A 19902-nucleotide genomic window follows, 5' to 3' on the forward strand; every position below is an offset into this window, starting at 1 on the left:
CATATATTTACTCCTTTATTTTAATTTTATTTAGTTGTTAATGTTATTTTTTATATGAACCACCTCTTTATTTTATGCTGAATTAATAATACATTATTACTTTATTTTTATATTATAATAATAACATTTCTCTTTTAATTTGTCAACTTTTTATGTTTTATTTAGTTTATTATATGTTAATAACCTGTGGATTTGTTGTTGATAACTTGTGGATAAGCTATATTTTTATCCACATTCAAGTTTTTTATCTGTTGATAAACATGCATTTTATAGCCAATTTTAATTAATTTTAGATAGTGCAATTTTTCGATGTACCATCTCGTGGTATATCGGGGCAAAATTTGAGAAAACGTTGAAAAATAGGGATTCTTTCGATATACCATCTCGTGGTACATCGAATTTTTCGATATCCCATACTATGGGCGTACCATGAGATGGTATATTAATATAAACAGTCTTTAATATATTTGTTTTTGTATTTATTTGTTTACATAAAGGGAAAAATTACCTTGAAAATTTGCGGATTATAAACTATAATAAGCTTAAAATAAAAAAATAGGAGGGTGCAAAAATTAAACTATGGTAAAAGAAGAGATTTTTAAAAGTAGAAGTATTAGCTTAAAGGCAAAAGGTTTATATGGAACTATCTCAGCATTTAAAGATGAATCTTATTTTTCTAAACAGTTTTTGATGGACTATTTAGATTTAGGAGCTTATGCGTTTAGGATGGCTTGGAACGAATTGAAAGACAAAGGTTATCTTGAAGTTAATAAAAAATTTGTGGATGGAGCATTTGTCTATGAGTACAAATTACACTAAGTAGGAGTAAAGTATGGATAATATAATAAAAATTAAAGATGGTGAGGTTTTAGATGTTAGGCTAGAAGAAGATAGTATTCTTTCGCATGGATATGGTATATCTCCAAAATATCTCATGCGAAACAAGGACATTCCTGTCTACTCAAAAGCTATTTATGCTTATTTGTCCAGTTTTGCAGGTAATAAGAAATACTGTCATCCTCGAATGGAAACGATTTATACAGAACTAAACATAAGTAAAAATGCATTTATAAAATATGTTGAAGTTCTAAAAGAACGTGGATTTATAAAAGTTTATAGAATTCAAAATGAAAATAATTTGTATGGTAATAACGTATATGAAATAGCAATGTCTAAATCAAAGATTCGAGAAAATGCAGAAAATTACACGAAAACTAAGAATAGTAAGAAGAAAAGTAAAAAGTCACCTACTGAAGCTGCTACTTCAACAAGTGACTCGAAACGAAAAACTTTAAATTCAATTAATGTTAACAATATTATAACACAAAAAGAAAAAGATATTCAAGTATTAAAAGAGAATGGATTTACTGAATTAGAAATATATTCTATTTCAGAAGAAAAGATTAAACAAGCAGCAGATTCATTGAGAAAGATTAATGCAAAAATATCTAAAGAAGAATAAATTTAAAGCCATTCTAAGAGAATTATTTCCATGATATGAATAAAGTAACATGGACAAGCATATAACTATCTTAAAATGGCTTTTATTAAATATTTTCGATGTTATTATTCTAGGCATCTAACTATAAATTAATAATTATTTTTAATCAGGCATATTATTAAATATATTTTTAATAATAGGATTTTCTTTCTTTATCTCTTTTTTTTCTTCATTAGCACTTGTTTCTTTATTTATTGCATATACTCCATTACCTAAACATTGTTTTAATAATTTATTTTCTTCTTGAAGATTCTTCCACTCTAATATTATTCTTTCCAAAGCTGTATTTCTACTACTTATATTTTTATCACTCTGGTATTTTTCTATTTCATCAAATATATCCTCTTCTAAATAAAAACTAGATGATTTTTTCATATAATATTCACTCCTAGAATTGTTCCATACCTACTTCAAATAATCCTTTTGCTGTAGCCATTTGAGCATCTTGAGAAACTTTGAATCTATTATCAAATGTCATATGTAATGCAGTACCACCACTTACATATACATCCATTTCATCAATATTTTTCCATTTAGAGGCAATTCTTTGAGCAGTACTTTCAGAGGCCATTATATAAGCAACCTTTTTAAGTTCATCATAGTCATTAGAACTATCTATTTCATTAAGTTCTCTTATTATCCCTCTATCTTTTAATTGCTTCTGAACCATTGTTAAAGCATCCTGATTGCCAGCTTCTAATGTATCAGATAGCTTATCATTGAATACAAATCCTTTCTCAAAAAAAGACATCTCTGTACTTCTAAATCCTATAGAAACCATGCCAACTGCTTTATCTTCATTTATTTTTCCTTCTAATGTATGAAATAAAGCTGCATCCCCTTCTCTAAAAATTGATATATCAGATATTTTTATCTCTTTATGCCCACCTTTTATTTTATCTTTTACTTTAAATGTTTTTCCTTTATATGTGTCTACAACTTCTTTTAATGTTGTTTTCCTAAAGGATTTATATGGAACACCCATCATTATTTTTACTTCATCAGCTACAGCTATTTCATTAATGGCAGCAGCAACTAATATTCTCATTGTAAAAGAAACTTTAGAATCATCAGAATTTCTTATAGGTGTTATACTTTCTTTTTCTGCTAATGAACCAACAAAATAACTTACACTTTCAAAATCTATGTATATTGGATTTTTATATTTCTCAAAATCAATATTTCTTCCATCACCGAATACTGACTTAAATAAACATTCTTTAACCATTCCATTATACTTGCTATATCCTTTTACATATCCTCTTCCTATATCTAAGCCTATAACTTGGTAATTTTCTTCCATTTTTATTCCTCCTAAGTAAATATTTTCTATATATATTATATCATATAAATAGTTAATTTTTGCATTAGATTTGCACAAAAATTCAACTATAAAATGACAATTTATATTTATTGAATTAAATTTGAATTATATTAAAACTAATTTAAGTGTAAATATAAACTAATAATGATATTTATAACCTTTGATAGTTTAAATACAGTGTATATTAAGTGTAAATATGAACTAATAGGTAAAAGTATTTTAAATGATTTTTTATATAGATTTCATCTTGTGAGGAAATATTAAAAACTTTTTTTACATACACTATCTAAATTTAAAAATTGCTTTACGAATTTTATCATTTTAGGTTGATTTTCTGGAGTATAATGTCTACGAAAATTGATATGAAAAATTATATGGATTACTATATATTTTTCTATAAAATAGGCATATTTATATGTTTTAATCTTGAATAAATTGTATGAAGTATATTTTGTTTGAATTGTATTGTATTTTAAGTAAAAAATGATAACTTGATAGAGTTAAAATTTTATCTATATGATTTTGAGATATTCAAATTTAAAACATACACTATTTAAAATTATTTTATGATAATTATAGTTGATTTATAGATAAAAATATAAATTTTATATAGTTGGTATAAAACATACACTCCATGTTGACGTTTTATCCTTATATTGCAAGCATAAAGTAGACACATGGTTCTTTTTTTATTGTAAATTATAAAAGGAGAATAGTAAATTAATCCTATATTACAATCATCGGAGACGGTCTAAGATTGCTCATGAGTGTATGTTTAAAATTTCAAATTAGAGGTGTAATTTTTCATAGGTGCTTATTTTAAGGCTAAATAAAATTTGAGATGTAGATGAGAAAGGACTATGTGGCGATAACGATTATCAATAGCGACTAAAGTATGAAAATAGCCCCCATTCCTTGCATTTTAAGGCTAACGTCGCATAATGCTTTTATTATACGACGTTGTTATTATGTGTTTAGAAAAAGGCACTTACTTAGTTCAGTCACATAGAATCTATGTTTTCAATAAGACTTGTAATAGGTTAATACAATAATGTAATAATCATCTATATTATTGTATAGTATTAAAATAAAAAAATTCTTTCTTTATAGATGTGTAACTCTTACATTTTCACCTTTTTACTTTCACATTTACTTTAACATTTTCACATTTCATTCTTTTCACATTCTCTCTGTCTCTTACTTCTCTCTCTATCTTTAAGTATCACTTTTCATTTTTATTCTATTCTTACTCATTCCTCTACTACTATAACTATATAGAAACCAACTTATCAACTGTATAAAATGCAAATATAAATAAAACTATTGACAAACAATGTAAATAAATGTATTATATAAGTATCAAATAAATAAAATCAAAAGGAGACATACAAATGAATACTTACAATGACACAAGTTGATTAGAACACGACGATTAATTGAATATAACATTTAGATTATGTTATAATAATATAATAGGAGCGTGGTCGTGATGGATGAAAAGATATTAGCGTTGTTAAATGAAATGAACAATAATATTACAAGTATGAGACAAGATATTACAGATATGAAGCAAGATATTAAAGACTTAAAAACTGGACAAGTTGAAACTAATAATAGACTTGATATAGTAGAATCTCAATTAAAAGAGAATACTCAAATTCTTAAAGCACTAGAACATAAAGCAGATGTAAGCAAAGCAGAACATGACAAAATGTCTTTTGATATATCACGTGTTCAAGGTGATATGACAGAGATTAAACAAGATTTAAATGCAACACAAATTATAACATCTAAGAATTGGTCTGATATAGAAAAATTAAAAGCAATTAAGTAGAAGCAATTAATGAAAAGATATTGAAATTATTACAAGAAATAAAATTATAATAATACATAAAAAGTACTTGACATTTTGTTAAGTACTTTTATATTTTTATGATTTTTCCCCTCACTCGCATATTGATATATATATTTATATAAGTATGCGAGTGAGGGGATTTTTTGATATAACTATATAATAGTATATTTAAACAATATAATATACTATATGAGCTATTTAAATCCATTTTAAAGGCATTACAATATATATCCTTTATGTTTGTACCTTTAGATTTTAGAATCGAATATAAATAACTGGAATAACTTCTTGAACTTAAAAGTTTTAAGCTATAAGTAAAATTTTACTTGTATATTATTGCTTATATTAGTATAATATAATTAAGGTAGTGTTAAGTACTACCTTATATAATTTAATATTGGGGGTGTCTTAAATGATAACCAAAGACAAAATAAAAGAGCTAATCGAGTTGTGCCACCAACTTGAAAAGCTCATAGTACAAGTGTTTAAATCACTTGAACAAATAATTTTTGCTTTAATCTCATTTATAGGCTTGTTATACATATTAATAGATATGATTAATAACTAATAACAAGATACAAGATACAATATACTTATAAGTAGTATATTATAGGTATATTGTAACACACCCAATATTAAAATTACAAGAGGTGATATAATGAAGCTTAATAAGTTAAAAGAGCTAAGAGAACAAAAGGGTTATACCCAACAAACATTAAGTACTAAAATGGGTATGAGTATAAGGGCATATGCTTATAAGGAAAATGGGCAAAGAGATTTTTCAGTTGAAGAACTAGAACAAATATTATATTACTTAGATATAGATGCAAATGAATTATTAGAACCACATAGAAAAATAGATTAGTTTATAGCTAGTCTATTTTTATTGTTACAATATATTACATAGACCATTTAATGCCATTTTAAGTATGTTATAATACATTCGCCTTATGTTTGTACCTTTGAATTTTAGAATCGAATATAAAAATAAGCTAGATGTATAATTCTAGCTTACAGTAGTTTTTTTAGTGTATTAATTTGTTCTTGTACTATTGTTTTACTCTTAGTATCTAACTCTCTATAATTATCTAATAGTTTAACTTCTTCTTCTTCTAGTTGTATATTTTCTTTTAAATCTGTAAGATATAATATATAATCTATACTTACATTATATATATTAGATAATTTTATAAGTGTTTCATTATCAATTTTTCTTCTGCCTGTCTCATAGTTTTGTATTGTTACATAATGTACATTCAAAAGCTCTCCAACTTGTTGAGTTGAATATCCTTTTTCTTTTCTTAGTTCTCTCAATCTATTCATTGTATCACCTCAATTCTTTATATATATCATGTTTGACAAAATTCTATTCTTAAAATATTATATAATATATACAACAAAAAGGGTGTGATAAGATGAAACTTGATAGACTAAAAGAGCTAAGAGAACAAAAAGGTTATACACAATTAGAGTTCTCTCTTTTAATAGATATAAATTACAAAACATACAATAGAAAAGAACAGGGAAAAACAGATTTTACCGTAACTGAGTTAGAAAAAATATATAAAATTTTAGATATAAACCCATTGGAATTACTTGATTAGTCAATAGAATATTATATAATATATGCAACAAAAAGGGTGTGATAAGATGAAACTTGATAGACTAAAAGAATTAAGAACAGAAAGAGGATATAGTCAACAACAATTTGCTACTTATATAAATATATCTCAAAGAGCATATAGCTATAAAGAAGCAGGAAAAAGAGAATTTTCTATTTCAGAAGTTGAAAACATCTTAAAAATTTTAAATGTAGAACCATTGGAATTGCTTGATTAGTCGATTAATTCCATTATTTTTTAAAAATAAATCTCAAAAATGACTTGCCAAAAATAAGATAACGTCGTATAATTAAATCATAGCAAAGGAGAACAAGAAAACACAGAGCCACCTCTCAGAGAAGTAACAGGCGAAGAACATTCTTAAAACTCTAGCTAATATCTTAAAGGGTTCTATTAAGAAATATTAAAATCGCTATTAAAAATTACTACCTTTAAGTTGACCTTTTTAAATGGTGTGAATGGTGGAAGGCACACAACACAAATATTACACACAGTTTTTTCTTCATTTTTTAACTATAAAAATGGATTAGCCATGCTAGTTGGTGAGGTGTTCCCAACATTGAGCAAATTAAGTAAGTAAATAAAATTAATAAAGGTTTCCAATTAGAGCCTATAAAAAATTGAGGTATCAACTTAGTTGCTCCTAAAATGGCACTCAATATAATTTAATATGACATAGCAGTTGTGAAGTACTGCATTATCAAAAACACTAAAGATTAAGCATTAAAATTATAGTTTGTACTGCTTAACACCTACATTGGTTATAAACTATCTAACATTTACTAATATAATTTAAGGTCTTTATCTTAGATTATTTTAGTAAGTGTTAGAATAAGACACTTAAATTATGTTATAATAATATAATAGGATGGTGAACGGTATGGATGAAAAAATATTAGAATTGTTACAAGAAATGCAAGGAGAAATAAAAGGAATTAATACTAGGCTAGATGGTATTGAAGGCGATATTAAGGACTTAAAAACTGGACAAGTTGAAATTAAAGATGATTTAAAAGAAATAAAAGGCGATATAATAAAATTAGATTTAAAAACAGAAGATACAAAAAGAAGTATAAAACTTATGCAATTAGACATTAATAAAATAGAAACTATTACTAATTATAATCTGAATGACATTGCAACACTTAAAGCAATTAAATAGGAGTGTGGTATTAATGGATGAAAAAATATTAGAATTGTTACAAGAAATGCAAGGTAGTATTACAGAAATGAAAAAAGATATAGACACTAGATTTAGTAGTATTGAAAACAGACTTGATACAATGCAGGATGATATTACAGAAATTAAATCAGATGTAAAAATTAATAGAAATACATTAGACGTAGTTGTTAAACATACATCTAAATTAGTAGAAGACACAACAGATATTAAAAAGGACTTAAATAAGGTCGAGATAGTTACATCAAGTAATTGGACAGACATAGCTAAACTTAAATCAATTAAATAGTGATACATAAAAAGACACTTGAGCTATTGGATGTCTTTTCTACAACTCTTTAATATGATATTATTATTCTATAATAATATTGGAGGGTATAAAATGAATTTAGAAAGATTAAAAGAATTAAGAGAAGAACATGGTTATAGTATGCAACAATTTGCTACTTATATAGGTTTAGCAACAACAACATACAAAGACAAAGAATCTGGTAAAAGAAAATTTAAAGTTGAGGAATTAGAAAATATTATTAATTTTTTAAATATCAATCCTTTGGAATTACTAGACATAAAAGAAAAAGAATAATATTTTTATAATATCGGTCGTAAAATCGTTGACAAGTAGCGACCGATATTATATAATTAAAACATAGAAAGGAAAAAGTTTAAAAATGAAAGTCGTAAAATCGACCATGAAATGCACATTGAAAACTTAATATGACATAGCAGTTGTGAAGTACTGCATTATCAAAAACACATCAAGTATTTAATAAAATAATTTATGGATTGTTTTATTAAGTACTTGAATATAGTACCGACATTCATGATATAATAATAAAATAGGAGCGTGGTCGTGATGGATGAAAAGATATTAGAATTATTACAGGAAATGCAAGGAGAAATTAAAGGAATTAATAACAGATTAGATGGTATTGAAAATGAAGTAAAAGAAGTAAAAACGGATATAAGTTATCGCTTTGATGAAGTAGACAAGAAACTTGACTACATACACAAAGATATACTTATTGCTAAGACAGATATAAACGAAGTAGATAAGCATTTGGATAGAATTGATGATAATATGAATTTTGTGGAGATTGCTACATCTAAAAATTGGAATGAAATAGCAAGACTTAAATCAATTAAATAGCGATACATAAAAAGACACTTGAGCTATTGAGTGTCTTTTCTATAACTCTTTAATGTGATATTATTAAACAATAATATCATTGGAGGTATGATGAATGTATGAACAGAGAAAAGCAAAAGTAATATTTAATAAAAGTGGTGGAAACTCTAGTGAAAACTCTTATACAAATAGAGTTACAATTCCTACAACATGGATAAAACACATGGATATTACCAAATTAGATAGAGAAGTTATATTGACTTTTGATGGAAATAAAATAATAATAGAAAAAATAACTGAGTAGATGTAAAATCTACTCAAAAAAATGCTTGACTATTCGTAACGAAGGGCTTATAATTAAAATATCAAAACAAACAAAAATTTTTAATTAAATATTCGTAACGAGAATATAATGGTACCTTGAAAACTTAATACGACATAGCAGTTGTGAAGTACTGCATTATCAAAAGTACATCAAGTATTTAGTAAAATAATTTACGGATTGTTTTATTAAGTACTTGAATATAGTACTTACATTCATGTTATAATAATAAAATAGGAGTGTGAACGGTATGGATGAAAAAATATTAGAGCTATTACAAGAAATACAAGGTAGATTTGATAGTATTGACAAACGATTTGACAGTATTGACAAACAATTTGATAATATGGAAAATAGGCTTGATGGTATGGACAAGCGATTTGACAGTATTGAAAATAGACTTGATAGTATTGAGAAGAAACAAGATATTTTATATAATCAAGCTATTGCAACGGCTGAAAATATAACAGAAATAAGAGAAGATTTAGGAGATGTACAAGTCACAACGACATGTAATCTAAATGACTTAAAAGAGTTAAAAAAACTTAAATCAATTAAATAGCAATACATAAAAAGACACTTGAATTATTGAGTGTCTTTTCTATAACTCTTTAATGTGATATTATTATTCTATAATAATGATATTGGAGGAGGATAAAATGAAATTATATCTGTTAAGAGAAATAAGAGAAGAAAAAAAGTATTCTCAAGAAGACGTTGCAAGAGGAATTGATATTTCATTACGTTCTTATGTGAGGAAGGAAAAAGGCGAACGAGAATTCTCTATTTCAGAGTTTGAAAGATTAATAACTTTTTTAGATATTGAAGCGAATGTTTTACTAGAGAAAAAATAAAAATTTTTAAAAGAATATATGACCATTTAGACTTGACAACATGGACTTAATAAATTATAATTAAATTAAGAAAAGGGAAAGCTTTAAATAAATATATGACCGAACGGTCGTAAAACAAATAAAGGGATGGTATAATATGTTAGAAAATTTACTAATGGAATGTTTAGGAATAGAAGAGAGAGAAGAGTTTAGGGGAATTAATAAGGGGATAAATAGAAAAATCAATTTGAATTTAAATTGTGATAGGGCTTTTGTAAGATGTAAATTTAAGAGATATTTATTTAAAATAAATAGCAAAAAAATAATAATGATAGATTCAGGTAATACAAAAACTATAATTGATTTTGATTATTTAGGATTAAATTTTTCATCTTTAGAAGATAGAAACAAAGTACTTGAAATTATTACAGAATGGATAAAATACATAATTAACAATGGTTGGTCTATTCCATATAAAATATATTTCTTAGATTAAAAGTTTTAGGGCATTCTTTAAAAATGCCACTTCCAATATAAAAATTTGAAGGGGGAATAAAATTATGAGTAATTACTATGAAAAAAAAGATGCAAAGGTAAACATAGCACATGAATTGATGGATTTAGGTTGGGATGTTTTTGGATATAAGGCTAATGAAAGTGACGCTATGACTGATTATTATAGTCCTGCGAATTGGGATGGGATAGCATCAAAAAATGGTTATGTTCTTGTTGTAGATAATACTGATACTTATTATAGTAGTTATGAGAAGTATAAAATAGAATATGACACTAATAGTTCAAACAAATATGATAAAATCGACAAATTAAAAAACATGACAATCGAAAATGGTTGTACAGAAGAAGAAGCAGAAACGGCAAAATTAATGCTAGATAAAATAGAAGCTAGTATAAAAGAAAATACAATAAAAGAAATAATATGTGTTTATCCAAGTTTTCAACATGGGAATCCAAAAGGTTCTATATGGCATATTGAGAAAGAAGGGAAAATAATCGCTAAAGGCAGAAGCTTAACACCTTTTGCAAGTGTACCAGATGAATATATGTTTGATATACAAACAGAAACATTTAAAAATGAATATAGATATATACATAGATATAATAATGAATTAGAAGAATATGAGACAATTGAAAGAGAATTAAAGGATTATGAGAAGAAAGCAGTAAAACAATTTAAAACATTTTTAAATAAATTAGAATCAATTGTAGCTACTAAAATTGGAAATGGTGATGATGAAGAACTAGAAATGGTTATTGAAGAGAAAGTAACATATAAAGCTGAAAAAGTGAAAATAGACAGACAAAATGAATTGAAAATAGGCGACATTGTATCATGCAATGGGAAACTATGTGTAATAAAAGAAATAAATGAAACTAAGGGAATATATAGAGCAGTAAAAATAAGTCATAGAACATTTAGAGAAAGCAAAGCAGTAGACGCTAGAATAAATCTAAGTAAAAAATCTTTTGATGCAACATTACAAAGAGGTAATCTAAATGTATATAAAATAGAACAAGTTGAACATATAGAAAAAATCGAAAAATGGGTTCAGAAAACATCTAAATATAAAACTACTAAGAAAAATAATACTAAAGTAGAAAATAATATAGATAGATGTAATGACATAAAAGTCAATTTTAATGAAGAAAAAAAGGGCATTGAATTATATTTTAGTAATAAACCTTCTGAGAAAGTAAGAAGTAATCTAAGCCTCAATGGATTTAAATGGCATGGGCTTAAAAAATGTTGGTATATAAAGGATACCGAAAAAGCTAGAACATACTTGAAAGAAACTGGATATATAGAGGAATTACAAGAGGATAGAAGAGAAGAAATTTCTGAAAAAGAAATAGTGGATATTTTGAAATATGCAGAAGAGTATAAAAATCAAGTTTTAAATGAGGGAATAGAAGAAAGAAATAACATGTACAACATGGAAACATTGGAAGATTATGAAATAGTCGCAACAGGTTCTGAGTATTATAATATTACTCGTAAAGCTTGCGATTTAAATGATTTAAAAGATTTCCAAGAAATAGAAAAAGGGATAGTTAAAAGAATTATTAAATTATCTAACAATAATTTTGAACTATTCAGTAGTAATCTTTTAACAGATATTAAATTCTTAGAGCGTTATGGTGGCACAGGATACAAACATAAAATAGATGATACTAAAGAATATGATAGTGACTATATAGATACTCATGTGGAAGAATTTGAAATGAATGAAATATATATACTTATCTGTAATGAGGATGAAACTAAATATATACTTAGTAATCCTCATGGATATAGTTATTCACGATATACAGGTGTTTTAGATATGGATAAAGGTAAAGAAATATTAAAATACTCAAAGAAAATTAAAGGAGGAATAGATAATGAAGAAATTAATAATCAAGATAAAATCGTTGTTTAAAAAAGATTTAGATAATAGTTATTGGAGCAATACAGAAAGTATTTTATTAAAATATGGAAATAGTAATCAATTAGAATTATTGAAACAAGCTAATAAATTATAAAGGGGGATAATCATGAGATACATTTCAAGTCTAGGAATTTATATCACAAAATTAGAAGATTTAAGGGATAAAATTGATGATGATTTATACAACTGGATAGAAATACATCAAGATACGGAGGGGTACAAGGATAAGTTTGAAGAGTTAAAAGAAGAGTTTGATTATTATACAGATGTAGCAAAATCCAACGATGTATGTTTTTCAGAAATATCATCTTTGTTAGAGAATAGTGTTGAAACTTTACATCAACTTGAAGATTATATAATTGAAACTGATAGATTAAATAGAAAGAAAATCTTAGCTTTTATATCTTCTGTTAACTTAAAAGAAATAGAAGAAACGATTGACTGTAAATAAAATAGGGAGGGCAATAACATGAAAAAATCATTAAAAATATTAGGGATAGTTGTATTAACTACAATGACAATAATAGTATCAAATATAGATAGTATTATAAATGTAAATAATGTTACAGAGCAAAAGACACATAATGTATATTTAGAAGGTAACGACAAGTATATACTATTTAAAAATGGAAAAAGCTTGTTACTAGGGGATGAAACTATATATTATAACAATCAAAATGATGTTGAAGGTATTAAAATATTTTGATATAAAATAGTTAATTTATAGGAGGGTTAATATGAATGATTTAATGATATTTGAAGGTAAGGAAGTAGAAATATTTGAGTTTGAAGGAAAGATTTTATTTAATCCAAGACATGTGGCGGAGTGTTTAGACATAAAAAATGTAAATGATAACATAAGCAAAATGAACAAAAAACAAGTAATTAAGCTGACTAATTCAGAAATCGGAGACCACGATTTCCGAAAATTAAATAATAGAGGAGAAAACTTTCTTACTGAAAATGGAGTGTATAGATTGATATTTGCGTCTAAAAAGAAAAAGGCAGAGAAGTTTCAAGATTGGGTAACGGATGAAGTATTACCAAGTATAAGAAAAACTGGTTCATTCAATATTAATAGTGAAAATATAAAAGAGGTATTAATGCCAGTGATGTTAAGTGGCATGTTGGCAGGATTTGAACAATTATCAATAGAAAATGACAAGAAAATAGAAGATAAGTTCAATCAAATGGAGGATAAATTAGATAAGAAGTATGAGAAACAAAATAATCAATATGAAGAGATAAAAAGTATGGTAGGATTTAAAACTAAAAATACTATGATGTTATCAAAATTATTAAAACTAAAATTATCAGAAATGGAAGGTTATAATATTAATGCATACAGCTATATTTATAGAACTGTAGTGACAAGATTATTTTCAAGATATGATGTAACAAAATGGGAGGATATACCTATCGCTAAATTTAATGAGGTACATACTATGATAGATAAAATAAAAAGTATGGAAGACATATATAGTTGGAATAATTAGGAGGTGTTAAACATGAGTATAATAAAATCTTCAAATAAATTTTATGGAAATATATTACAGAGAAATGCACAAAGAATAAAAATGATAGAACATATAAAAGAAGATAATAGTTTGTCATCTCTAACTAAAATGTTCTTTGAAAATGTAAAAGAATATAATTTATATAGCGTAAAATACATAATAGAAAATGAATTATTTTATGAGATTGTTCCCATTAATATAATTTATAAGTATATAAAATATATTAATATGTTTAAAAATATAGAAAACAATTTTGAAGAAGTTTATAAACTAAAAGCACAAAATGGTTTTAGAAGAACTATAGATTGGTCAATCAATCAAAGTTATTGATAGTATAAAATCCAATTTTAAGATAATAGGGGGTAATAACATGAATAGAATAGTAGTATTTTACGATAATGAAGACCATCCAGTTTTTCAAGTACTTTTAAGAAATGTAAAAAAATATACTAGAAAAAATATACTAGTTGAATTAGTGGAGGATTATATTGAAAATAATACAGTTGAACTTGATTTAAAAGATAAGGGAATATGTGACATTGTAAGTTGGGAAGTATTTACTATAACGGATACAAAAGTATATAATTTATTATTCGATTTAAAATTAGATTATGATAGCTTAATTGATAATAAAAATAATGTAGATACAAGAGATTGTAATACAGAAGATAGTAACATAGGGAGTTATAATAAAGGAGATTGTAATACAGGACATAGCAATACGGGCGATAGGAATACAGGACATGGCAATAAAGGAGATTGTAATACGGGATACAACAATACAGGAAATTGGAATACAGGAGATTATAATATAGGAAGTTTCGATACAGGTGATAGAAATACAGGAAATTGGAATACAGGAAATGACAATAGAGGGAATCGTAACTCAGGACATGATAATATAGGGGATGACAATACAGGATATTGTAACATAGGAGATTATAATACAGGAAATTATAATATAGGAAAATGTAATACAGGAGAATGGAACATAGGAGATTATAATACAGGTATATTTTGTACAGATGCTCCAAAAATTAGGATGTTTAATAAAGAAACTGATTTAACATATAAGGATTGGATGAATAGCGAGGCACGAGATATTTTAAAAAGAAATAGTTATTTAAAAAAATGGATTCATATTGATGACATGACAGAAGAAGAAAAAGAAAATAATCCAGAATATTTAATCAATCATGGTTATTTGAAAGTATTTTCTACATTCAAAGAGATGTATAAAGATATGTGGGATAGTTTAACAGAAGAAGAAAAGAAAATTATTATGGACATACCTAATTTTGATGCTGATATTTTTAAAGAGATAACTGGAATAGAAGTAAAAATAAAGTAATGAATATAAGAATATAAATAAAATTCAACTTTTAAATTGATTAGGAGGAATAAAAATATGAGTGACTATATTTGTAAAGATGAAAAAGGAAAGAATTATGTATTAACTAATGGATTTAGTGAGGGACACATAAGTATGTACACAGGTGGTTATCATTATGAATATAACTGTAGAACAAAGAGGTATTATAGATTAGAAGAAAGTGTTTCTTTAAGAAAAGATTGTGAAGGGAAATTAATTAGAAAAAGAATCAGCAAAGAAATGTTTTATAAAATAATGGAACATATAAAAGACATATGTAAAAAAGAAGAGGAAGAGATTGAAAAGAACAGAGTATATAAAAATGGAATGATAATTAAATGTAGAAATATAGCTAGAGGAGAATTAATAAAGTGCAAAATAATAAATATTGACTATGACTATGACCATGTAGAAGTAAAAATATTAGAATATTTTAAAGGTCATGCAATAGTAGAAAAAGATGATATGGTATTTATAAATCAATTCATGGATAATGAGGGCAAATTCACATATTTAGAAAAAAAGCAAATAGTTATAAAAAGTATAGTTGATAGAATAGTTAAAAATTTTCTTAATGCAGAGTTTAATAATGAAACAAAACTTATGTCTTACTATAGTAAAAAACTATATAACGTATTAAAAAAATATGAATATGGATTACTATATAGAGAAACTAGATGGACAAAAGCACTGTTGGAAGACATAAGTTTATTTTATATAAATGAGAATATTAAAATAGATACAAAATCAGAAGGATTAAAAACTAGAAATTGGGAATATGTAGTTGAAAATTATCCTTACTTCAAAAATAAAATGCAATTAATAATGAATTATAAATGTCCATGTGATTTTGCTCCAATTTTATTAAATAAATCAAACGTTGGTAAAAATGGTTGTATAATATCGTGTAGAGAATGTTGGGATTTAGAAATAGAAAAAGGTTATATGTTGTGTGGAATTTGTGGTGAAAGTGGAGTATATAAGTTAGAAGAACATAATTGTCCTTATTGTAAAGAAAGAGGGTTAATTAAAATAGATCAATCAGCGTTTGAAAAAACAATAAATAAATAAAATTAATTATTAATATAAATGGAGGAAGAAAAATGGAAAGAACATATAGAACAAAAGAGGAAACAATTGAATACTTTAGAATAATCGCATCTAGTTACAAGAAAGATGCAAATATAAATAATAATGAAGTAGCGAAGGGAGAAGTTGAAGCATGGGAGTTGGCAGCGTTTGAGCTAGAAAGAACACCTAAAACAAAAAATGAGATAGTTAAATATTTTAAACAATTAGAGTTTGAATGCGAGAGAGATGCATATAGAAACGAGGACGAAATAGCAAAAGGACAAGCTGAGGCATATGGGTTGATAGCGTTTCAGATAGAAAGAAATATGAAATAATAACACTTTAATATAAATTGGAGGTTTACAAAATGAATACAGTAAATTGTGGGATGATAGTAAAATTTAAAGATAAAAAGAGTAAAAAAGTACAAAAATGTGAAGTGTTAAAAGATAATTTTAGAGAGGAAACAGTTGTAATCAAGTTACTTTCAAAACCATATACCGAGATTACAGTAAAGAGAGAAGACATTTTTACAATGGAGGATGAATTAATGGATACTTTATTTGAAAACAATTATAAAACAGAACATTCCTTTTGTGGCCATGTAACAGTTATTGGAATAAATAATGATATTGAGGTTAACATTGAAGATGTATTTTGGGAAAATAAAAGAGAATATTCTTTATGTGTTTGGTTTAAAGAAAGAAAATTTGATGATGCTGAATATGAGTATGAAGATAAAAATTTAGTATATAGAAAAAGTTTAAGAGGAGCATTGAAGTATATAAAAGAAAATTTAAAATAAAATATTAAATTTAATATAATTGGAGGGGTTAAAATGTTAATAAATCAGGCTAAAGGTATTAAAGTATCACTTGAAACAAGTAGCTTAAGAGAATTAAAAGGATATATAAAAGATTTAAGAAAAACATTATCAGAATATAAATATCAGAATAAGATAGATGAAGTTACAGAATACCAAATAGATAAATTATGTTACAAAATTGATAATACAGATATATTTGACTTAAAATATAAAGAAATAGAAAAATATATAGATAGTTTAATTTTGATACTTGATTTTATCTTTATGAGAATGTAATTAAAAGAATGATTTTAATAAGATAAACAGTTTATCAAGCTATTATCATTATGGGTGTAATACTATAAATCAATCGATAATGATAATAGCTTGATAAAGAATAGAAAATGATTATATTAGGAGTGTGTGAAAATGAATAAAAAAATAGCAGATTTAAATAGAGAAGAATTAAAAAGAGTTTATAAAACAAATAGTAAGTTAAGGGAATATATAAGAAAAGATTATGAAGAAAATCAAATGTACATAATAAGTCAAACATTAGTTTATTTTGAAGACTCATTATCAAATTATTCAATTGATATTTACAACGATAATTATATAAATATTCGTAATAAAGATAGATTTCTTGAAGGAGTTATAAGAGCAAATAGAGACCATAAATTATTTTACAATAATGATGATACAATTCTTTATGAAACTATAGCTATACAAAATAAATTACAATACACAGATTATGACGAGGAAAATTATAAAACATTAGAAACTAAATTTAATTTAATGATTGAAGAATTAAAAGAAAATGTTTTAAAAGAATTTAATAATATGACAATGCAAGAAAGTGAAAGTTATTTGTTTGAAGCATTTATCATGACATATGTTGATGATGAGATTAATGACCATGATTTTTATATAGATGACGATTATGTTTTATATAAAAGAGTGTCATATCTTTAATATAAAATATGAAGTAATAAAGTGTTTAAAATTATATTTTTAATAGGATATTCAAATTATCAAATCACTATTATTATAGGTATATTACTATAGATTAATTGATAATGATAGTGATTTGATAAAACGATTTTAAAAATTATAAAAATGCAAAGGTATAAATACATTAAGAAGTTATTCAAAGAGCTTATACAGACTTGTACAAGTTCATAATTATAAATTAGGAGGGTACTAAGATGAAAAATATAAAAAATATGATTAAAGGGATGTTATTAGGTTTAATTATTATAGGAGTTGTTGGAGTAATAGAAGTTAAGGCTACCGAATTAGATAATTTTTATGTAGAAACTACAGATAGAGTTATTGAAGTGTTAGAAGATGAAAGTGTAGTTCTGTATGATACTAAAGAACAAGTTTATAATTTCTATCCAGTTTGTTTAGGTGACTGGAACTATAGTTTTAAAAATAAAAAAGAGTTAGATAAAGCAGTTAATACTTATAAAGAATTGTCTAGCAATATAAGTCATTCAACTGAAACATATATGGTTAATAAGTTAAATAACAATGGAAACATCAAGATATTTTTAAGTGATGGAAGTTCAATAATTTATATAAAAGATGATAATAAATATTACTTCTATCCTTCTTGTATGGGTGACTGGTATTTAACATTAGATAGTAAAATTGATTTAACTAATTGTATTAATACTTATATAGAATATTATTCTTTGTCAACTGGAGGTGGCACAAATGAATAATAGTGATAAGTTATCTATATTAAATCAATTGGAATACATAGAAAATGATATTGATGCAAGAAATGAAATGATTGAAAAATTTAAGGACTTATTGGTCAAATATCCAAAAAGTAGAGATATAAGAAGATATATCAAACAACAAACTCAATTCTTAAATGGTATTAAATATATATATGATAATTTAGATATTTTGAAGAATATGGTAAATAATGGCAATAAATAAGAACGTTACTAGACATAACAATGTCTACTGAGTGTAAAAGAGGTTCATTTAATAAATACAAAGTTATTATGTCAATTTTTAATTAAATTGTAATTTAACATAAAAATGTAGTTACTATTTTAAAACTTATAATAACTACATTTAATAATTTAAAAAGGGAGATGGAAAAAGTGAATGAATTAAAAGTTAAAGGAAAACAAAAGTTTATGAATTTAGAAATACCAGTTATAGAAGGTGGTTTTGGTGAAGATAAAAAATGTATGACAGATAAGACTATATCAGAAATACATAATCAGCCTAATTTTAAGATAAGAGAGAGGATAAAAGATAATATAAAAAGATTTAGAGAAGATATAGATTATATAGATATTAAACGTATCCTTGAAACGGATACGTTGATAGAATTAGGTTATGCCAAGCAATCCATAACTCAAGCTGATAATATATTTTTATTATCTGAAAGAGGTTATTCAAAATTAATCAAGATAATGGATACTGATTTAGCTTGGGAGATACATGATAAAATAATGGATGAATATTTTAGTATGAGAGAAAAGATAAACGACCCTTTTGAAAAGTTGTCTCCAGAATTAAAGGTTATAATAAAACTAGAACAAAGACAAACCGAACTTGAATCTGGACAACAAGAGCTGGAAGAAAAAGTTAATGTACTATATGATTTTACAACCATAGATTATAATCAGCAAGAAGCTATTAGAAGTTTGGTAAATAAGAGAATTGTACAATTATATAGAAGTTTAAATTTTTCAGCATATGAGGATGCTAAATTAAGAAAAAGAGTATATTTTTCATTATGGAAAGAGTATAGAAGAAAGTTTGGAGTTAATAGTTATAAGAATACGGCTAAAAAGAATTATGAAAGAGCTATTAAATTCGTGGAAAATTGGGAACTTGATTATAATTTAAACAATGAGATATGTATATATACAGTTAAAAATAGTTGAGGTGATTGA

General features: G+C 25.3%; 30 protein-coding genes and 1 pseudogene. 28 read left to right on the forward strand and 3 right to left on the reverse strand.

Annotated features, from left to right (window positions below; all coding sequences use genetic code 11):
* Window positions 1-579 precede the first annotated feature (579 nt).
* Both ACTG46_RS21530 and ACTG46_RS21535 read left to right on the forward strand, forming a co-directional pair.
* Window positions 580-819 carry a hypothetical protein gene (locus tag ACTG46_RS21530; protein WP_243193626.1) on the forward strand — a complete coding sequence of 80 codons (240 nt, stop codon included), beginning with the start codon at window positions 580-582 and terminating at the stop codon, window positions 817-819.
* A 13-nt stretch (window positions 820-832) separates the two neighbouring features.
* The gene (locus ACTG46_RS21535; RefSeq protein ID WP_479924364.1) at window positions 833-1462 is read left to right on the forward strand and encodes a helix-turn-helix domain-containing protein; all 630 of its coding nucleotides are present in this window, start codon (window positions 833-835) and stop codon (window positions 1460-1462) included.
* Between the two features lie 141 nt (window positions 1463-1603).
* Here the strand turns inward: ACTG46_RS21535 and ACTG46_RS21540 are convergent, their stop codons facing one another.
* The gene (locus ACTG46_RS21540; protein ID WP_479924365.1) at window positions 1604-1876 is read right to left on the reverse strand and encodes a hypothetical protein; all 273 of its coding nucleotides are present in this window, start codon (window positions 1874-1876) and stop codon (window positions 1604-1606) included.
* A 13-nt stretch (window positions 1877-1889) separates the two neighbouring features.
* Entirely contained in the window at window positions 1890-2804 is a 915-nt protein-coding gene (locus ACTG46_RS21545) for a ParM/StbA family protein (protein WP_284182597.1), read from the reverse strand.
* A gap of 1510 nt (window positions 2805-4314) precedes the next feature.
* On the opposite strand from ACTG46_RS21545, the gene ACTG46_RS21550 reads away from it, so the two are divergent.
* Window positions 4315-4659 carry a hypothetical protein gene (locus tag ACTG46_RS21550; protein ID WP_479924366.1) on the forward strand — a complete coding sequence of 115 codons (345 nt, stop codon included), beginning with the start codon at window positions 4315-4317 and terminating at the stop codon, window positions 4657-4659.
* Window positions 4660-5338: 679 nt separating this feature from the next.
* Window positions 5339-5545 (forward strand): helix-turn-helix domain-containing protein, encoded by a 207-nt coding sequence (locus ACTG46_RS21555; RefSeq protein ID WP_107612864.1) that lies wholly within the window; start codon window positions 5339-5341, stop codon window positions 5543-5545.
* A 146-nt stretch (window positions 5546-5691) separates the two neighbouring features.
* Here ACTG46_RS21555 and ACTG46_RS21560 read toward each other — a convergent pair whose 3' ends face one another.
* Window positions 5692-6003 carry a helix-turn-helix domain-containing protein gene (locus tag ACTG46_RS21560; protein ID WP_479924367.1) on the reverse strand — a complete coding sequence of 104 codons (312 nt, stop codon included), beginning with the start codon at window positions 6001-6003 and terminating at the stop codon, window positions 5692-5694.
* A 92-nt stretch (window positions 6004-6095) separates the two neighbouring features.
* Between ACTG46_RS21560 and ACTG46_RS21565 the strand changes: the two genes are divergently transcribed.
* The 24 genes and pseudogenes from ACTG46_RS21565 (at window position 6096) to ACTG46_RS21680 (ending at window position 19893) form a co-directional block, all read left to right on the forward strand.
* Window positions 6096-6284: a helix-turn-helix domain-containing protein gene (locus ACTG46_RS21565; protein ID WP_479924368.1), complete on the forward strand. Its 189-nt coding sequence runs from the start codon at window positions 6096-6098 to the stop codon at window positions 6282-6284.
* Between the two features lie 46 nt (window positions 6285-6330).
* On the forward strand, window positions 6331-6519 hold the full coding sequence (locus tag ACTG46_RS21570; protein ID WP_479924369.1) for a helix-turn-helix domain-containing protein: 189 nt from the start codon (window positions 6331-6333) through the stop codon (window positions 6517-6519).
* A 663-nt stretch (window positions 6520-7182) separates the two neighbouring features.
* Window positions 7183-7771, forward strand: a pseudogene (locus ACTG46_RS21575) (coiled-coil domain-containing protein).
* 93 nt (window positions 7772-7864) lie between these two features.
* Window positions 7865-8068 carry a helix-turn-helix domain-containing protein gene (locus ACTG46_RS21580; RefSeq protein ID WP_227451938.1) on the forward strand — a complete coding sequence of 68 codons (204 nt, stop codon included), beginning with the start codon at window positions 7865-7867 and terminating at the stop codon, window positions 8066-8068.
* 270 nt (window positions 8069-8338) lie between these two features.
* Window positions 8339-8632 carry a hypothetical protein gene (locus tag ACTG46_RS21585; RefSeq protein WP_479924370.1) on the forward strand — a complete coding sequence of 98 codons (294 nt, stop codon included), beginning with the start codon at window positions 8339-8341 and terminating at the stop codon, window positions 8630-8632.
* A gap of 94 nt (window positions 8633-8726) precedes the next feature.
* The gene (locus tag ACTG46_RS21590; protein ID WP_479924371.1) at window positions 8727-8915 is read left to right on the forward strand and encodes a hypothetical protein; all 189 of its coding nucleotides are present in this window, start codon (window positions 8727-8729) and stop codon (window positions 8913-8915) included.
* A gap of 268 nt (window positions 8916-9183) precedes the next feature.
* A complete protein-coding gene (locus tag ACTG46_RS21595; protein ID WP_479924372.1) occupies window positions 9184-9495 on the forward strand; it encodes a hypothetical protein in 312 nt (103 codons plus the stop codon).
* 97 nt (window positions 9496-9592) lie between these two features.
* Window positions 9593-9787, forward strand: a complete 195-nt coding sequence (locus ACTG46_RS21600) for a helix-turn-helix transcriptional regulator (protein WP_479924373.1) — start codon at window positions 9593-9595, stop codon at window positions 9785-9787.
* 136 nt (window positions 9788-9923) lie between these two features.
* A complete protein-coding gene (locus tag ACTG46_RS21605; RefSeq protein ID WP_479924374.1) occupies window positions 9924-10262 on the forward strand; it encodes a hypothetical protein in 339 nt (112 codons plus the stop codon).
* Between the two features lie 64 nt (window positions 10263-10326).
* The gene (locus ACTG46_RS21610) at window positions 10327-12204 is read left to right on the forward strand and encodes a hypothetical protein (RefSeq protein WP_479924375.1); all 1878 of its coding nucleotides are present in this window, start codon (window positions 10327-10329) and stop codon (window positions 12202-12204) included.
* The gene (locus ACTG46_RS21615) at window positions 12167-12307 is read left to right on the forward strand and encodes a hypothetical protein (RefSeq protein ID WP_284182604.1); all 141 of its coding nucleotides are present in this window, start codon (window positions 12167-12169) and stop codon (window positions 12305-12307) included. The genes ACTG46_RS21610 and ACTG46_RS21615 overlap by 38 nt, the downstream gene beginning before the upstream one ends.
* Window positions 12308-12319: 12 nt before the next feature.
* Window positions 12320-12664, forward strand: a complete 345-nt coding sequence (locus ACTG46_RS21620) for a hypothetical protein (protein WP_479924376.1) — start codon at window positions 12320-12322, stop codon at window positions 12662-12664.
* An 18-nt stretch (window positions 12665-12682) separates the two neighbouring features.
* On the forward strand, window positions 12683-12919 hold the full coding sequence (locus tag ACTG46_RS21625) for a hypothetical protein (RefSeq protein WP_479924377.1): 237 nt from the start codon (window positions 12683-12685) through the stop codon (window positions 12917-12919).
* Between the two features lie 31 nt (window positions 12920-12950).
* Window positions 12951-13709, forward strand: coding sequence for a BRO-N domain-containing protein (locus ACTG46_RS21630; RefSeq protein ID WP_479924378.1), 759 nt, complete (start codon window positions 12951-12953; stop codon window positions 13707-13709).
* 12 nt (window positions 13710-13721) lie between these two features.
* Complete coding sequence (locus tag ACTG46_RS21635; protein ID WP_479924379.1) at window positions 13722-14060, forward strand: hypothetical protein; 339 nt, start codon at window positions 13722-13724, stop codon at window positions 14058-14060.
* 40 nt (window positions 14061-14100) lie between these two features.
* Window positions 14101-15081: a pentapeptide repeat-containing protein gene (locus ACTG46_RS21640; protein ID WP_479924380.1), complete on the forward strand. Its 981-nt coding sequence runs from the start codon at window positions 14101-14103 to the stop codon at window positions 15079-15081.
* Window positions 15082-15138: 57 nt separating this feature from the next.
* Window positions 15139-16173 carry a hypothetical protein gene (locus ACTG46_RS21645; protein ID WP_479924381.1) on the forward strand — a complete coding sequence of 345 codons (1035 nt, stop codon included), beginning with the start codon at window positions 15139-15141 and terminating at the stop codon, window positions 16171-16173.
* A 32-nt stretch (window positions 16174-16205) separates the two neighbouring features.
* A complete protein-coding gene (locus tag ACTG46_RS21650) occupies window positions 16206-16508 on the forward strand; it encodes a hypothetical protein (RefSeq protein ID WP_219674319.1) in 303 nt (100 codons plus the stop codon).
* A 32-nt stretch (window positions 16509-16540) separates the two neighbouring features.
* Window positions 16541-16978 (forward strand): hypothetical protein, encoded by a 438-nt coding sequence (locus ACTG46_RS21655; protein WP_479924382.1) that lies wholly within the window; start codon window positions 16541-16543, stop codon window positions 16976-16978.
* A gap of 33 nt (window positions 16979-17011) precedes the next feature.
* Window positions 17012-17275, forward strand: a complete 264-nt coding sequence (locus ACTG46_RS21660; RefSeq protein WP_284182608.1) for a hypothetical protein — start codon at window positions 17012-17014, stop codon at window positions 17273-17275.
* Window positions 17276-17407: 132 nt separating this feature from the next.
* Entirely contained in the window at window positions 17408-17950 is a 543-nt protein-coding gene (locus ACTG46_RS21665; protein ID WP_479924383.1) for a hypothetical protein, read from the forward strand.
* 233 nt (window positions 17951-18183) lie between these two features.
* Entirely contained in the window at window positions 18184-18705 is a 522-nt protein-coding gene (locus ACTG46_RS21670; protein ID WP_479924384.1) for a hypothetical protein, read from the forward strand.
* A complete protein-coding gene (locus ACTG46_RS21675) occupies window positions 18698-18928 on the forward strand; it encodes a hypothetical protein (RefSeq protein ID WP_479924385.1) in 231 nt (76 codons plus the stop codon). Before ACTG46_RS21670 ends, ACTG46_RS21675 begins: the two co-directional genes overlap by 8 nt.
* A 170-nt stretch (window positions 18929-19098) precedes the next feature.
* Entirely contained in the window at window positions 19099-19893 is a 795-nt protein-coding gene (locus ACTG46_RS21680) for an ORF6C domain-containing protein (protein WP_479924386.1), read from the forward strand.
* Window positions 19894-19902: the final 9 nt, after the last annotated feature.

Source organism: Clostridioides sp. LIBA-7678 (assembly GCF_056716065.1).